Source organism: Nocardia sp. MH4 (assembly GCF_019266065.1).
GTDB classification, from domain to species: domain Bacteria; phylum Actinomycetota; class Actinomycetes; order Mycobacteriales; family Mycobacteriaceae; genus Nocardia; species Nocardia canadensis.
This window is the reverse complement of the sequence record NZ_LPNR01000086.1, coordinates 1-15998: the sequence shown is the minus strand read 5'-3', so window position 1 is coordinate 15998 and position 15998 is coordinate 1. Positions and strand designations below refer to the sequence as shown.

Here is a 15998-nt window from a genome sequence, read left to right as displayed (position 1 = left end):
GGGTGCGCTACTATGCCCGCGAGCCAGATCACCGGGGAAGGGTGGGCCTGTGACTCGGACCGAGTCGGCCCACGATCGGATCAGTTAGTCAGTTGGAGGGGGAGAGCGTGCTGCTCAACCGTGGTGCAACGATGGCGCGCGTAGCGGTTCAGGCGGCAGTCGCCGTCGTGGTTTCCGCCGCCGTGATCGGTTGCGGCTCGCAGGTATCGGGAAGCGCGACGCGCACCGAGCCGGACTCGTCGAACCTGAATTTCGGCAATTACCAGACCCAGCCGCGCACGGTCGGCAACGCCAAGAGCCTGAACCAGGGGCGGGCGTGGGAGGCGCAGCGGCTCGCGGACCACGTGGCCGTCCCCTTCGAGATCGACCCCGCCTATGTCTACGACAATCGCCGGGAATCGCTGGTCCATCCCACGCAGATCGTGCTGAATCGCAAGGGCCTGGGCAAGCTCATCATCAACGACACCTTCGACGAGGTCGCCGAGGATCTGGTCGCCGGCTGGCTGAACACCTGGGCGACCGGTCCCAGCGGGGGCGAGCCGCGGCGCAGCCTCAACCTCTCGGTCCTGATCTTCCCCGATGCCAAGACCGCGGAGACCGTCGGTCCGACCCTCGAGCACGACGACTTCACCTTCAACGCCGACAACGAATCCGTGTCGATCACCAAGTACCCGAAGACCTACGCGCACTGGCGGCCGTCGGTCTCTTCGATCGGTTCCTGGACGGTCCACGACCGCTACGTGATCTTCATGAAGATCGATGACGAGACCAAGGCACCCGATCTGGCCTCGCTGACCGCGCAGGTCGAACGAGCGCTCGCGGTGCAGATCCCACTCCTGGACAAATTCGTGCCGACCCCGTCGGACCAGCTCGAACGCGTCCCGCTCGATCCGACCGGGCTGCTCGGGCGGACCTTGCCCTCGGATCCGTCGGCACCGGTCCGCGCGCAGCCCGACGGATACTTCACCGGCCGTGGGGCACTGAGCCTGTTCGCCGATCCGGACGCCGATCTGCTGAACACTTTCACCAAGAACGGCGTCGACTTGATCACCTTCGGCGACTCGGTCGTCTTCCGGTCCACCACGACGGCGGGCGCGAAGGCCCTCGTCGACGAGTGGAAGAAGCCGGAAGCGGACTCGAAGGAGGCTTCGGCGCCGGACAAGCTGGCCGACGCGGTCGCGTGCCGGGCCAACACCTACGAGTCCCAGGGTGAGGTGAAGACCTCCGACTACATCTGCTACCTGCAGGTCGACCGCTACGCCGCGCAGATCCGCGACGGGAACCTGCAGGACCTCCATCAGCAGGTCGCCGCCCAATACGTTCTGCTCACCCGCCGATGAGGATGCCCGAGATGAACAACACCTTGCGGCTGGCCGGGCTGCTCACCGTCCTGGTCGTCGGATCAGGATGCGCGGCACCGATTTCCGGCCAGGCCAAGCCCGGCATGACACCGGTCGACCTGGCGACGCTCAAGACCGGCGCGACCGTCACCGAGCCGACCACCTTCGAGCTGAAGTACTCCGACACGGCGAAATCGGTCCGGTTGATCGAGGGGCGACGACTGCTCAACGTTCTGATCCAGCCGATCGATGTCGACCCAGAACTGACCAAGCGGGACACGACCAGAGTGTTCGCCGACGGCACGGACATGTCGAAAGACGACGGCCTGCCCGAACAGTTCAAGGCCGCGGTGGCCGACAACAACTTCATCGCCGGCGTCACCGGGGCACGCACGAACGGCAGCGTGCGCGATTCCAAGGGAATGCACCTGAGCGTGCTGCACTTCGCCACCGCGCAGGACAGCAAGAACGCCGCCGCCGCGATGTACCAGGTGAGCACCACCGGCGAAAATCCCCGCCAGCCGGTGACGATCCCCGGCTACGCCGAGGCGAACGCATCGAGCAAGGACGGCAGCGCGGTCAGCGCTTTCCAGGCGCACGGTCCGTTCGTGATCGCCGTCAGCATGTCGCAGGAGACCTCCGATCCGGCCGGCTTGGCCACCAAGATCAAGAAGGCCCTCGACCTGCAGATTCCCGCCCTCGACAAGTACCGGGTGATCGCCCCCGACGATCTGCTCGACCTGCCGCTGGATCCCGACGGCATCATGCGCCGGGCGACCGGCAAGTCACCGGCGGGCGACCCGTACGGCATGAGCTACCACGAAGAGGACTTCGGCACCTTCGAGCCGTCGGGGATCCTGCACTTCGAACGGAACCCGGCCGAAGCCCGCGCGGCATTCGAGAAGGCCGGCGTCGACCTGGTCGGTCGGCGTTTCAGCACCGTGTACCGGACCCGCGATGTCGAGGCCGCGTTCGCACTCCAGACCGTCCTCGCCAAGCCGGGCAAGAGCGACAGTGCGCTCGATCCACCGCCCGGTATCGCCGACGCCCAATGCCTCCGGCTGGAGGAAGCGGACCCGAACCGTGGCTACAACGGGATCTGTGTAGTCGTCTACGGACGCTACGTCGCCGTGGTCATGTCACTGGCGACATCGTCACGTGCGGCACTGCAGGTCGACGCGACACTGCAGGAACGGACCGCCGCGCAGTACGCGATCCTGAAGAAGAGCGAGTAGACGATGACGCGAAAACTTCGCCTGAGCAGCGCTTTGCTGACCCTGGGATTCGCACTGGCCGCGTGCGGCGGCTCCGACGCCGCCACACCGTCGGCACCGGCCGTCGACGTCACCAAACTGGATTCCGGCAACTACCCGACGACAGCGGTCGACCTGGAGCCCAGTCGGGTACCGACCTCGGGTGCCCTGCGCGAGGCGATCCGCATCGGCGCCGCGACTCCGATCGCCTCCCAATTCGATCCGCGCTTCATCTTCGCGACCGGATTCAGCGGCGGTCGGCACATCACCGCGGTCGACCCGCCGTACTTCAGCGGCTCGGGAATCGAATCCACCGATTTCAATGCCGTCGTTCCGGGTGTCGTCGCCGGATGGGACAGTTCCGCGAATCGCCGGGACCAGCTCTACGCCGGCCGTGAAGTCTCGACGATCACCCTGCGCTTCTCGACGCCGGATCAGGCGAAATTCGCGGCGACCGAACTGTCGAACCGCACGCCGAGCTCGGCCTATCAGATTCCGAGCTACCCCGACAGCCTGGCCAAGTTGGAGGTCAAAACCGACCCGCTGCGGCTGCAGCACCTGCGCGCCTGGCTGGTCCGCGGCGACATGCTGCTGTCCATCGACGTCACCGATCCGATCGGTCTCCCCTACGACCCGGCCGCAGACGCCGAAGTCGTGCGCAAATATTTCGACAAGCAGCTCGAGCTGCTCCGCACGTACACCCCGACGCCGCTGAACGAGATCGATAAGCTGCCGCTCGACACCGAGGGCCTTTTGGGTCATGTGCTGCCGACCGAGGCGGCGAAGCGCCCGAAGAAGGGAACCAGCAGCTCCGCGGCCTATCCGCTCCAGGCTGTTCTGCATCTCGAGGAGCATCCCGCGATCATGGTGCCCGCCTACACCGACGCCGGGGTCGACCTCGTGGCATTCGACACCGGATCTGTGTACCGCACGCGCGACGAGGCCGCGGCAGGCCGCTTCCGCGCGGCGCTGGACAACGAAACGACCAGCGATACCGATTACATGAAGGTCGCCGGGCCGCCGAATCTTCCGGTCGTCCATTGCTTCAATGCGAAACCCGAAGTGAAGTACGCGTCCGACGCACCCCCGACGTGTCACGGTGTGATCGGTCGATATGTGTTCGGCGTATCCGGCACCAACCTGCAGGATGTTTACCAGCGGGCCGCCGCACAGTACAAGCTGCTGGTCGGATTCAGCTGACACGCACGAGCACTGTGGGGTGCGACAGCACCTGCTAGATTGCCCTGTTGGAACGTGCACTGCGGGGCGCGCGAAGGATTGAGGAGACGCGAATGGCCTTGCGGCCCGGCGCAATTGTGGGTGGCTACCGAGTGATCAAGGTCCTCGGCGCCGGAGGCATGGGCACCGTCTACCTCGCCCAGAACCCCAGCCTCCCCCGCCGCGACGCCCTCAAGGTCCTCAGCGGCGACCTGTCCACCGACCCCGAATTCCGGGGCCGGTTCGAACGGGAAGCCAATCTCGCCGCAGGCCTGGACCATCCGAACATCGTCGCCGTCTACAACCGCGGCGACGAGGACGGCCAGCTGTGGATCGCCATGCAGTACGTCGACGGCACCGATGCCTCCGCCGAGGTGGCCAAGGGCCCGAGCGCGATGCCCCCGCACCGAGCGCTGCGCATCATCGGCGAGGTCGGCAAGGGCCTCGACTACGCGCACCGCCGCGGCCTCCTACACCGCGACATCAAGCCCGCCAACTTCATGATCGCCGCGGCCGAGGACGGCGACGAGGAACGCGTCCTGCTCACCGACTTCGGCGTCGCCAAATCCGCCGACGACGGCCAGGACCTCACCGCCACCGGCAATTTCATGGCCACCGTCGCCTACGCTCCCCCCGAGCAGCTGATGGGCACCAAGCTCGACCACCGCGCCGACATCTACAGCCTCGGCTGCTCCCTCTACAAACTGCTCACCGGCCAGAACCCCTACCCCGCCACGGTCCCGGCCATGGTCATGATGGGCCACCTCCACGAGCCTCCACCCCGAGTCACCGCCGTCCGCCCCGACCTCCCACCCGCGATCGACCACGTCATCGCCAAGGTCATGGCGAAAGACCCGGCCCACCGCTACAACACCTGCCGCGAATTCATCCAAGACGCGCACAACGCCCTGTTCGGCGCGCCGATGCAGGCGCCGGCGTCCCAGGGGTTCAACACTGCCCCACGCATGCCGATCAACGGCCCGGTCACCGCCGCCACCGATGTCGTATCCCCGCAATGGGGCACCGATCCCAGCCGCGCTGTCGTCGGCTACGCACCCCCGACGGGCAGCGTCTCCGAAAGCGACATCCTCACCGCCCGAAACCCCACTCCCCACCGCTCCAACCGGGGCCGAAAAGTACTGCTGACCAGCCTGATCGCGGTTGTGGTCGCGGCCTTGGTCGGCACCGGCGTTTTCGTGCTGACCAGGCCCGACAGTGGATCGGCCGGTGGGGGTGACCCCATGGCCCAAGTACGTTCTCAACATCCAGAGTTCAGCGGAAAGTCCGTCACCGCTTACAACTACGGCAACTCAACCCTGTCCGTGGTTCTCAACCCCAGTGACCAGTGGAAATTCCTGCGCGACTTGGACTTCGACTACAACCCGGAGTACAAAGCCGTGGGCGACGAAAAATCACCCCGCGCACTGTCTGTCGGGGATTACAGCATCAAGAACAACACCGATGTCGTCATCGTTCTCCGCACCGACAGCCAGGCGGGTAACGGCGGGTTCCGCGGGCTGCCGTACGCATTGACTAGCGGAAACGGCAAGGTCGTCGTCATCGATGATCCATCGACCGTCCAGGCATTCCAGGTCTGGAGCGACCAGTCGCAGCAGATCCTCATCGACAAGATGGTGCCCGCCATTTCTAAGGCGATCAAATAGGGGGCAGACTTGGCCGACGCGCTACGATTTAGATATTCTCTAAAGGTTGCCGCTGTCGCGGGGGTACTTATACTGTCCGCCGGTTGCGGATCAACCGTTACCGGAACCGCACAGCCCGGACATACGGATGTCGAACTCAGTTCACTCCGGACTGGACCATTCCAGACAGACCCTTCACCCTACGAGGTCGACCCCTACGCAGTAGGGTCGGAAACCATTCGACAGATCGAAGGTACGAAACTCCTCGGATACCTCGCACACCCTTTCGACGTAGACGTCGAATTGACGTCACTCGATCGCACTAGAATATTCATAGACGAGACCGGAATCCCAGCGGCCAGCAGTATCAGAACCGAGCACCAACGCGTTATCAAAGACAACATGAGCTTTGTTACCGGGGTATCGTCGCGTCGGACGAATTCCAGCGTGCGAAGTCCCAAGGAACTAGAAATAGCGGTCATGCGGTTCGCGACCGGGTCCGACAGCGCACGAGCTGCGTCCGAGCTCCATAGCATCAGCGTAGAGCACGGTGGTCGCCCGACTGCGGGAATTTCCAGCTACCCAACGAGCCTCTCCTCGTCACCGGAGGACACCTCGATTGTTTCCTGGATGCCGCACGGACCCTACGTGATCATGGTCAGTGCGCGAGCTTCGAAAGCCGACATAACCGAACTGCTGAAGGCAGCAGAGAAGACTTTCCAATTACAGACCGACCTACTCGGTCGCCAGTCGCCCACAGCGCTGGACGAAGTACTCAATGAGCCGCTCGATGCGGAGAATATCGTCCGCCGATCGATGATCCGCGACGACCGCGATCCTCGGTCACTCCGTGAAGACCATGGGACGTTCGACCCGATGGGTATTCTGCATTACGAACGCAACCCGGTCGAAGCCAAAAAGAAGTTCGAAGAGGCCGGTGTCGACCTCGTTGGTCGCCGCGCGAGTACCGTGTATCGAGCGCGTGACCTTTCGTCCGCCTTCCTGCTGCAAACATTCCTGGCAAAGCCGGGGAAGAACGACACGGTGCTGGATCCCCCCTTCGGACTTCTCGATGCTCAATGCCTGAAGCTCGACGAAGCCGATCCGAACAGGAACTTCGATGCCATGTGCGCGGTCGTGTTCGACAGATACGTCGCGGTCGTGACCACCGACATGTTCTCCTGGGGATCAGTTGACCGAGCGCTGCAGGAACGAGCCTCCGCCCAATATGCAATTCTCAAGAAGTGTGGGTGACCATGCGAATCCGGCCCGCCATCGCCTCCGCCGCCGCCCTCATTCTGCTGTGCTCATGCGGAGGAACCGAAACGAGCACCGCGGATTCGGTCGATCCGAGCAAGCTCGACTCAGGGAACTACCCGACCACGCCGGTAGACGTCGAAACGTTGAGGACCCCAACGTCGGGAGAACTTCGCGAAGCCCTGAATATCGCAACCAACACACCGATACCCTTCGAATACGACCCCCGGTTCGGATACGGATCATTCGATAATCGCAAGCAATTCGTCACGAGCGAGACTCCACCCGAATTTTCCGACAGTGGCATCGGCAGCCGACAATTCACCAAGGAAGTACCCGGACTGGTTGCCGGATGGTACGTACTCGGATACCGGCGAGCACTGCCAGACCTCGGTCGAGGCATCGAGACGTATACGCTTCGCTTCGAGACGCCTGAGCTTGCCCGGCTGGCAGCCCAGAAATTGACTGCAGGTTCACCAGGCATACCGATCCAGATCGATGGCCATCCCGACGCGATCTCCAAAACGACACCGCTCGAACCTTTTCACACCGCGACGGTGCGCGCCTGGCTTCCCCACGAAGACATGCTGCTCTATATTCAGGTCGCAGACCCAGTCAGCCGGCCGTTCGATCCTGTGGATAGCGCTGCAATTGCAAAACGCTTCTTGGACGCCCAAGTAGACCGTCTCAAGTCCTACAAGCGAACTCCCCTTGCCGAGGTGCGAAATCTGCCGCTCGACATCGATGGCATGCTGAGCCGGACACTGCCCGACAGCGAACCCAACAGTCGGACAGCCGTCTATCCGATTCGTGCGGCGATATCGATGGCGAAGGAACCATTCACCTATGGCCCCGCCTACACCGATGCCGGGGTCGACTACATCGTCAGCCGTGGCGGCGCGTTCGTGTACCGAACTCGCGATGAGGCTGCCGCAGCCAGACTTTCCAATGCCTTCGACAAGAAGAACAAGGACGATTCCGGGCTGCTGGCGGCGGATCCGCCCCCGAATCTCCCGACAGCGCAATGCTATGCGGTGGACCCCAATGCCAAGATCACTAAAAACACCCCGCCGAGTTGCAGAATAGTCGTTGGACGGTATGTCGCCAGAATTGGCGGTGCGAACCTTCAAGACACGTATCAGCGAACTGCAGCCCAGTACAAGCTGCTCGTCGGCGCCAAATGACGATAAGCGCTGCGAGCGGGTCCGGAGAAGCCTCCGAACCCGCTCGCGGTGTGTTGATTCAGGCTCAGCCCAGGAGCATGTTCGCCAGTCGCGCGTCGGTGGCCTTCATGTTCTCGGAGCCGGACAGCGTCTTCGTGCCGATGGCCTGCAGCTTCGCGTTCAGATCAGTGGACTGCTGAGCCCACTTGGTCTGCATGATCGTGAACGCGGTCGAGCCCTCACCCTCGGACCAGTTTTCCTCGATGAAGCGCTGGAACTCGTTCTCGTAGTCCTGCAGAGCAGTGGTGATCTGCTGCGCCTGCGACTGCAGACCGGAACCCGCATCGTTGATGGCCGCGAAGTCATACCGGATTGCACCGATGTCAGTCATTGTTGGTCCTTTCGAAAGGTCAGTGTCGTGGGAGTCAGCGCATGTTGAGGGTGGGAGTGTCCGCCGCAGTCTCCGCGAGGATCTGCTGCGCGTTGTCCACTTCCTCGTCCGAGATCGTGCTGGCGATCGTGGAGACGGTGTCCGAAGCCTGGTACAGCGCCTCGTTCAACCGACGAGCGGACGTGAGGTAGTCACCCATCGTCGACTGGAAGGCCTTGCCCGCCGCACCCTGGAAGGCCGGGTTGTTGACATCGCTGGCGTGACCTTCCGCGTTGCGGATCATGCCCTCGATGGCGTCGTGCTTGTCCTTCATCTTCGTGGAGAACGCCTGGATCTCCGCAGGAGTTGCGTTAAAACCCATCTTCTGGCTCCTTCGTGGTCAAGGTGGACCAGACCCCCCTGCTGGCGATCTGAGCCCTTCTACTTAGGTTCGACGCACCGACGGTGCGTTCGGTTCCATCATCTTTCGGAGAAATTTCCGAAACCTACGGCGAGATCGACACTGATCGCATCACTTCCTCGCACGCAGTACTGACAGTCCCCCATCCTCCCGAGCCGTGCTGGCAGCCGACGTTGGTCTGGACGCCATGGTCGAGAAGGACGTACCACCTGACGACGGAACCGTCGCCAGGAAGCTCTTGGTAGCCGATCCCCCGGCGCCCGGCGAACACCACATCGCGTTCCGGCGTACCGAACCGCCCGGGCTCGGCGCGCGAGATCCGCGCGGTGATGTCCCTAAGCACTTCATCATATCCAGCCTGCTCCGCGACAGTGTTGTACGTCACAGTAATTCGGCCGGGGGTGGCTGTCTGCGGAACGAGCGCGGCTCGGTCCGCCGGTGAGCCGGTGGCGAGGCGCCAGCCGGACGGGATGTTGAAGGTGACGCGGCCCATCGTGTGCTGGGCGGGCGTCGCGGCCGGTTGGGTGGTCGATGGCTTCGGAGACAGGGGCTCCGGTGCGGTGGACACCGTTGTCGGCGTGTTCTGGGTGGCCGTGGCCGTGGCCGCGTCGGCGTCGCTGTCGCGGGTCGCCACGACCGCGACGATGCCCGCGGTGACGACCACCAGTGATATCGCCGCCGCGGCAATGATTTTGGCGGTGCCGTGGCGTGGCTCGGGCGCGGTGGCTGCGGCGCGTTCGCGGAGGGTGCCCACCCATTCCGCGTTCTGCGCCGGGATCGGGCGTGCCCGGTCGTCGGTGAGTCCGGATTGCGGCAGTAGCAGGGCGGTGAAGGCCACTGGCTGGACCAGCGGGGTCGGCTGGGTGGTCCAGGTTTCGGCGGCGAACTCGCGCAAGCGCTCCAGCAGGTGGTCGTCAGCCGGGCCGACGACCAGTACCGATGTCGGGCGGGAGCCGTCGGCGACCTCGCGGATCATGGCCGCCAGGCGATCGATGTCGTCGTCGTTCCAGTCACCCGCGCCCAGGGTGGGTTCGTGCTCGCAGGCCGCGACCGAGACCTGGTCCCGGGAACGGTCGACCGCGCTCACCGTGACGGCCAGCGGGTCGATTTCGACGACAACGACGAACTCGGTGGTCGCCAGTGTCTGGCGCAGCCGGGCGACGCGGGCGGCGATCGGTTCCAACGTGACCGCACCCGAGTACCTGGCGAATGAGCGGGCCAGGATCGAGCGGCGCGCTGTCGACCACGAACTGGGGTGTGCGACACCGATACTCGCGCCGGGCGGAGTCGGCGCCACCCCCGCGAGGACATCGTCGACCACCGCGTCGGTGGCCGCGGTGATCGAAAGCGGGTGCGGCTCATAGCCGATCCAGGCCGAGTCGGCCAGCGACAGCGCCGAGACCGCCGGTTGCGACGGGCCGGTCGGCGCGCCGACCAGGATGCCGTTCGGCACCGGCATCACCGTCGGAACGACATCCACGTGCCGGGCCGAGGTGCGCGCCAGGACGCGCGCATCACCGACCACGACGTCGATGTCGGTCACAAGGCCGGTGCCCATGCCAACTGCACCAGATCGATCGCGTTCCTGGTCACGAGGGTTCCTCGCCCCGGAGGCATCGCGCTGGCGCGCACGGTGCCGAAGAGCTGGCCTTCGTCCCGGCTGCCGCTCATCACGAGGCCGATGCAACCGACGTCGCGCATGCGCGACACCACGGGCTCGTACAGCGCGCGCGACGCGCCACCGGAGCGGCGGGCGATGATCAGGTGGAAGCCGATGTCCTTGGCGTGCGGGATGAATTCGACCAGGGGCGAGAGCGGGTTACCCGACGGGGTGACCACCAGGTCGTAGTCGTCGATGATCAAGTAGAGCTCGGGACCGGTCCACCACGACCGCGCTCGCAGCTCCTGCTGGGTGATGTTGGCGCCCGGCATCCGGGACTTGAGAATCCCGACGACCTGCTGGACGAACGGCGTGAGCACCTCCGCCGAGGGCGCGTAGCCGGCCAGGTGATTGGTCTCGATGGTGCCCAGCAGGGTGCGCCGGTAGTCGCCGAGGATGATCTTGGCCTGCGACGGTTCGTTCGACTCGACGAGACCCTGGACGATTCCCCGCAGCAACGCGGTCTTACCGCATTCACTGTCACCGAAGACCAGGAAGTGCGGCGTATCGGCCAGATTCAGCATGACCGGCGCCAGTTCGGACTCGTTGACACCGATCGGCACCAGCATGTTCGGACGCGACCGGTCGACTTCCGCGGGCCAGTTGCGCATGCCGCGCAGCAGCTCGGTCCGGTCCAGCAGGTCCGGCAGCGTGCGCGTGCCGGGGGCCGGGCGGCCGGGAGTGCGCTGGGCGATCAGTTCGACCGCGTGGGCGACGCCGGCGCTCAGGTCGAGCGGGTCGGAGCTGCCGTCGACGCGGGGCAGGGCCATCAGCATGTGCAGTGCGTCCGGGGTGATACCGCGGCCCGGACGACCCTGCGGCACGAGCGAGGCGAACTTGCGGCCGATGTCGGAGTCCATCGGGTCACCCAGGCGCAGCTCGATGCGGGTGGCGATCTGGTCCTTGAGGGCCGGTCGCGCTTCCATCCACCGGGACAAGCCGATGACGACGTGCACGCCGTAGGAGAGGCCTTGCAGGGCGAGGTTGGTGATCTGCTGTTCGAGGGCCTCGTAGTCCTGGCGGATCGTGCCGAAGCCGTCGATGACCAGGAACGCGTCACCGTAGGGGTCGGCGTGTGCGCCGGCCGCGGCGGGGCTGCTGTTGGGGTCCATCGCGCGCAGACGGCGGTATTCGACCATGGACTCGATGCCCAGCTGGTGGAAGCGCTGCTCGCGCTGCCGGACCAAGGTGCTCATCTCGGCGACGGTGCGGCGCACCTTGTCCGGGTCCAGGCGGTTGGCCACGGAGCCGACGTGCGGGAGTCCCTCGAGGCTGGACAGCGTGCCACCACCGAAGTCGAGGCAGTAGAACTGCACCTGCTCGGCGGTGTGGGTCATCGACATCGACATGACCAGCGAACGCAGGGCCGTCGACTTACCCGACTGCGGGCCACCGACGATGGCCACGTGGCCGCGGGCGCCCGACAGATCCAGCATCATCGGGTCGCGACGCTGGTCGTACGGACGGTCGACGATGCCGATGGCGGCGCGCAGGGTGGCGATCGGCGAGTACTCGCCGGTGATGATCGAGCGCGGGTTCAGCTGATCCAGGGTCGGCGCCTCGTCCAGCGGCGGCAGCCAGATCTCATGGGCGGGGCGGCCGTGGCCGGTGATGCGGGAGACCAGCATGTTCAGGTTCGACATCTGATCGCCGTCGTCGCCGGTGGGCTCGGGCTCGAAGGTCGACTCCGGGGCCACCGGCACGCGGTCGGAGGTGCGGAAGGCGACGTGATTGGCGCTGAACGGGCGTGCGTTGACGTCGATTTCGCCGCCGACGATGCCCGCGCTGGTGACCTCGCGCTGTGAGCCGCCGCCGACGTAGGGGCCGGAGACGTAGGAGGCCTGGAAGCGCTGGATCTCGCCGGAGTCGGCCTTGAGGTAGCCGCCACCGGGCGAGTTGGGCAGGTTGTAGGCGTCGGGGACACCGAGGACCTGGCGGGACTCGTTGGCGGAGAACGTCTTCAGGCCAATGCGGTAGGACAGGTGGGACTCGAGGCCCTTGAGCTTGCCCTCTTCCAGTCGCTGCGAGGCGAGCAGGAGGTGGACGTGCAGCGAGCGGCCGAGGCGGCCGATCATCACGAACAGCTCGGCGAAGTCCGGGTGCTGGGTGAGGAGTTCGGAGAACTCGTCGAGCACGACGAACAGGGCGGGCAGCGGGTCGAGGTCGGCGCCGGCGGCGCGGGCCTTCTCGTATTCGGAGACGTTGGCGAAGTTGCCCGCCTGGCGCAGGACCTCCTGGCGGCGGTTCATCTCGCCCGCCAGGGCGTCCTTCATACGGTCGACGAGGTCGGCCTCGTCTTCGAGGTTGGTGATGACGGCGGCGACGTGGGGGACGCCGTCGAGGCCGAGGAAGGTGGCGCCACCCTTGAAGTCGACCAGGACCAGGTTGAGCTGGTCGGGCGAGTGGGTGGCGAGCAGGCTGAGCACGAGGGTGCGCAGGAACTCGGACTTACCGGAACCGGTGGCGCCGATGCACAGGCCGTGCGGGCCCATGCCGTTCTCGGCGGCTTCCTTGATGTCGAGCTCGACCGGAGCACCGTCGGCGCCGAGGCCGAACGGCACGCGCAGACGCTCACGTCCGTACCGCGGGCGCCAGGCGCTGGCCGGGTTGAAGTTGCCGATGTCGCCCAGGTTCATCAGCTGCGACCAGGTCGAGATGGTCTCGGACTCGTCGGTCTCGACGTCGCTGCTGCGCTGGGTGGCGGCGCGGTAAGGAGCCAGGCGGCGGGCGGCCTGCTGGGCCTGTTCGGCGCTGACCCGGTCGATGGTGGCGAAGCGTTCCTGGTTGCCGGTGGCGCCGCGGCCGAGGCATTCGCCGTCTTCGACGACCATCTTGATGCCGCGCGAAACGGCAAGGCGGGGTGCGTAATTGCACAGGTCGATGATGGTGACGCCCTCGAAGCCGGATTCGCGCAGCTGGTCGTCCTCGGCCTCGAGCAGGCCGCCGTCGACGACGATCACCACGTGCACCAGGTTCGGGTTGTTCGGCTGGTTACGCGAGTAACGCACACGGTTGCCGAGCAGCGGGTGCAGGCTGCTGAGGGCTTCGCGGATGGAGCCGTAGAACATGCGCTGGGTGCCGATGCCGTCGGAGACCTCGGGGTGCTGGGTGTGCGGGAGCCATTTGGTCCACTCCCACTCGCGCGCGGTGTCAGGACCGCAGACCACGGCGACGAGCACCTGGTCGGGAGCCTGGAACATGCACAGCTGCAACAACATCGCGCGAGTCATGTCGCGGGCCTGGGCGCGGTCACCGTCGAGGGCGATGGTGCCGAAACCCTTCACCGCGATCGCGGTGGGCAGGTCGGGGACGGTGGAGTGGGCGCGGACGAAGCGGCGCAGGGACACCGCGGCGATCGGTTCGAGCTCCTCGACCGGGCCGGTCTCCGGGGCGACCAGGCGGGTGGCCAGGCGCTGACCGCCCAGGCCGATGCGGGCGTGGCAGAAGTCCTTGTCGCCGGAGCGGCGCTCCCACATGCGGCTGGTGCCGGCGAGCATCCAGATCAGGCCGGGCTCGGGGTGGCTCCACTCGACGGCGGCGCGCTGCTGCTTGGCGGTCTCGTCGACGTCCTTGCGGACCTGGTCGAGGTAGCGCAGGTAGTCCTTGCGATCTTCGTTGGCCTCGGCGGCCTTGGCGCCCTTGCCGCTGCCCTGGCCGAACATGGTGACCATCGACATGATCATCATCAGCGGGAACATCATCGACATCGGGTTGGACAGCATGCCGCTGCCCTGGGTGAACATCAGCGCCATCATGCCGACCATGCCCACGACCATGACGACGGGCATCATCTTCATCAGCAGGTTTCCCGGCGTGATCCGGGGGATCTCGGGCGGTGGCTGCAGGGTGACCTCGCCGCCCGGCGTGCGCGGCATCTCGCGCCGGGCACGGCGCTGGAACCGTACTGTGCTCATGGTCGAAGACTCCCCCTGCTTGACTATTCGCTGTCTTCCCTCGCGACGGGCTCAGTGTAGAGGTCGCGGCCGACATGTCGTATGGTTCGTCAGGCATTCTGCTGTCCGAACGGTGAGTTCCGCAAACTGTCGATCGCCCGAGGGGTCGAGCGGAAACACGAGGTAGAGACGGAGTTGGGGGAGTTTTGACGCACGCGCGACTCGATCATCTCGAGGAGGATTCCGCGCGCGGCATTGTTCGCGCACCGGATCTGGCCCGGGTGACGATTCTGGCCAAGCACACGCAGGTCGATATGGCGATTCCGGTCGACGTACCGGTCGCGCTCGTCATCCCGAGCGTGGTCGACATGGTCGCCCAGCACAGCCGTTCCAACGATTTCGACAACGACGGTGAGCGCTACGAGCCTGCCGAATGGGTGCTCGCGCGCATCGGTCATCCGCCGTTCTCGAATTCGCTCAGTCTCGGCGAGCACGGGGTGCGCGACGGCGAGCTCCTCATGCTGGAGAGTGCCTCGCACACCGCGCCGACGCCGCTGTTCGACGACATCATGTACAATGTCGCGATCGCCGACGCCGACCACTACCGCAGCTGGACCCCGAAGACGGCGCGGATCACCGGTTCGGTACTCGCCGCGGTCACCATGCTGGTCGGCTGCTTCGGTTTGCTGGCCGCCCCGGACGCGCTGCCGTTCTGGGTGACCGGCTCGCTCGCGCTGCTGGTCGCGATCCTGTGCGTGGTCGCGGGCACGGTGCTCAGCCGCATGTACGGCGACACCTCGGCCGCGCTGGTCCTGGGCGGCTGCGCGCTGCCGACCGCGTTCACCGGCGGAATGCTGGTGGTGCCCGATCACTACGGTTGGGCGCATCTGCTGCTCGGCGCCACCCTGTTCGGCGCGACCGCCGTGCTGGCTTGGCGCGTCACCGGGGTCGGCCTCGCGCTGTTCATCGGCGCGGCCGCGATCTCGGTGTTCGTCATCCCGGCGGCGCTGGTCGGGCTGCTCACCGACCAGCCGGTCAAGGCCATCGGCGCGGTCGTCGCCGCGGTCGGACTCCTCGGGCTCTCGCTGTCGCCGCGGGTGTCGATGCTGCTGGCGAAGCTGCCGCTGCCGCCGGTCCCCTCCCCCGGCACCCCGATCGATCCGACCGAGGACGACCCGGACGACCATCGCGCGCTGCCCACCCTGGACGCGTTGCGCGCCCGGTCGGAGCGGGCCCGCAACTACCTCGCCGGTCTGGTCACCGCGACCACGCTGGTCACCGTCGTCGGCGCGCTGCTGGCGATCGACGCGACCGCCGACGACCCGTACTGGCCCGGCATCGCGCTCGCGCTGGTGTGCGCCGCGGTGTTGATGTTCCGCAGCCGCACCTATGCCGGCGCCGAGCAGGCGATCGTGTTGATCGCCGGTGGCGCGTCGATCGTGCTGATCATGCTGATCGGCGTCGCGCTCGAAATGCGCCAGCCGCTGGTGGTTTTCGGCGCCGCGCTGGCGATCCTGATCGCCGCGCTGGTGATCGGCCTGATCGTGCCGAACCAGTCGGCGACGCCGCCGATGCGCCGGGCGGTCGAACTGCTCGAGTACGCGTTCGTCGCCGCGGTGCTGCCGCTGGTGTTCTGGGTCGCCGAGCTCTACTCCCTCGTTCGCGGGCTGTGAACGCGAGCCTGCGCGTCGCGGCGGCGGCCGTGGCGCTCGGTGTGGGCGCGTCGTTCGGGTTGGGCGCGGCGCCCGCCTCGGCCGACCGGCCGCCCGCCGCCGATCCC

General features: G+C 66.0%; 11 protein-coding genes. 7 read left to right on the top strand and 4 right to left on the bottom strand.

What is annotated here, in order from left to right; all coding sequences use genetic code 11:
* The first annotated feature begins 167 nt into the window (after positions 1-167).
* The 6 genes from ATM97_RS10170 (at position 168) to ATM97_RS10145 (ending at position 7895) form a co-directional block, all read left to right on the top strand.
* Positions 168-1340 (top strand): hypothetical protein, encoded by a 1173-nt coding sequence (locus ATM97_RS10170; RefSeq protein WP_308248436.1) that lies wholly within the window; start codon positions 168-170, stop codon positions 1338-1340.
* A gap of 11 nt (positions 1341-1351) precedes the next feature.
* Positions 1352-2575 (top strand): hypothetical protein, encoded by a 1224-nt coding sequence (locus ATM97_RS10165; RefSeq protein ID WP_218717718.1) that lies wholly within the window; start codon positions 1352-1354, stop codon positions 2573-2575.
* A 3-nt stretch (positions 2576-2578) separates the two neighbouring features.
* Complete coding sequence (locus ATM97_RS10160; RefSeq protein ID WP_218717717.1) at positions 2579-3793, top strand: hypothetical protein; 1215 nt, start codon at positions 2579-2581, stop codon at positions 3791-3793.
* A 92-nt stretch (positions 3794-3885) separates the two neighbouring features.
* Positions 3886-5475, top strand: coding sequence for a serine/threonine-protein kinase (locus tag ATM97_RS10155; RefSeq protein WP_218717716.1), 1590 nt, complete (start codon positions 3886-3888; stop codon positions 5473-5475).
* Between the two features lie 609 nt (positions 5476-6084).
* Positions 6085-6708 (top strand): hypothetical protein, encoded by a 624-nt coding sequence (locus ATM97_RS10150; RefSeq protein ID WP_218717715.1) that lies wholly within the window; start codon positions 6085-6087, stop codon positions 6706-6708.
* Positions 6705-7895: a hypothetical protein gene (locus tag ATM97_RS10145; RefSeq protein ID WP_218717714.1), complete on the top strand. Its 1191-nt coding sequence runs from the start codon at positions 6705-6707 to the stop codon at positions 7893-7895. Before ATM97_RS10150 ends, ATM97_RS10145 begins: the two co-directional genes overlap by 4 nt.
* Before the next feature lie 64 nt (positions 7896-7959).
* Here the strand turns inward: ATM97_RS10145 and ATM97_RS10140 are convergent, their stop codons facing one another.
* The 4 genes from ATM97_RS10140 to eccCa all read right to left on the bottom strand — a co-directional run bounded on the left by ATM97_RS10140 (position 7960) and on the right by eccCa (position 14239).
* On the bottom strand, positions 7960-8265 hold the full coding sequence (locus ATM97_RS10140; protein ID WP_218717713.1) for a WXG100 family type VII secretion target: 306 nt from the start codon (positions 8263-8265) through the stop codon (positions 7960-7962).
* 34 nt (positions 8266-8299) lie between these two features.
* The gene (locus tag ATM97_RS10135; protein ID WP_218717712.1) at positions 8300-8626 is read right to left on the bottom strand and encodes a WXG100 family type VII secretion target; all 327 of its coding nucleotides are present in this window, start codon (positions 8624-8626) and stop codon (positions 8300-8302) included.
* Positions 8627-8750: 124 nt separating this feature from the next.
* Positions 8751-10223, bottom strand: coding sequence for a type VII secretion-associated protein (locus ATM97_RS10130; RefSeq protein ID WP_218717711.1), 1473 nt, complete (start codon positions 10221-10223; stop codon positions 8751-8753).
* Entirely contained in the window at positions 10205-14239 is a 4035-nt protein-coding gene (eccCa, locus tag ATM97_RS10125; protein ID WP_218717710.1) for a type VII secretion protein EccCa, read from the bottom strand. Before eccCa ends, ATM97_RS10130 begins: the two co-directional genes overlap by 19 nt.
* Before the next feature lie 185 nt (positions 14240-14424).
* Between eccCa and eccD the strand changes: the two genes are divergently transcribed.
* A complete protein-coding gene (eccD, locus tag ATM97_RS10120; protein WP_218717709.1) occupies positions 14425-15891 on the top strand; it encodes a type VII secretion integral membrane protein EccD in 1467 nt (488 codons plus the stop codon).
* Positions 15892-15998 lie beyond the last annotated feature (107 nt).

Bases quoted from the DNA above. Each gene is read 5' to 3' on its own strand.
- ATM97_RS10165 (WP_218717718.1), top strand. From the start codon at position 1,352: ATGAACAACACCTTGCGGCTGGCCGGGCTGCTCACCGTCCTGGTCGTC.
- ATM97_RS10160 (WP_218717717.1), top strand. From the start codon at position 2,579: ATGACGCGAAAACTTCGCCTGAGCAGCGCTTTGCTGACCCTGGGATTC.
- ATM97_RS10155 (WP_218717716.1), top strand. From the start codon at position 3,886: ATGGCCTTGCGGCCCGGCGCAATTGTGGGTGGCTACCGAGTGATCAAG.
- ATM97_RS10150 (WP_218717715.1), top strand. From the start codon at position 6,085: ATGCCGCACGGACCCTACGTGATCATGGTCAGTGCGCGAGCTTCGAAA.
- ATM97_RS10140 (WP_218717713.1), bottom strand. From the start codon at position 8,265: ATGACTGACATCGGTGCAATCCGGTATGACTTCGCGGCCATCAACGAT.
- ATM97_RS10135 (WP_218717712.1), bottom strand. From the start codon at position 8,626: ATGGGTTTTAACGCAACTCCTGCGGAGATCCAGGCGTTCTCCACGAAG.
- ATM97_RS10130 (WP_218717711.1), bottom strand. From the start codon at position 10,223: ATGGGCACCGGCCTTGTGACCGACATCGACGTCGTGGTCGGTGATGCG.
- eccCa (WP_218717710.1), bottom strand. From the start codon at position 14,239: ATGAGCACAGTACGGTTCCAGCGCCGTGCCCGGCGCGAGATGCCGCGC.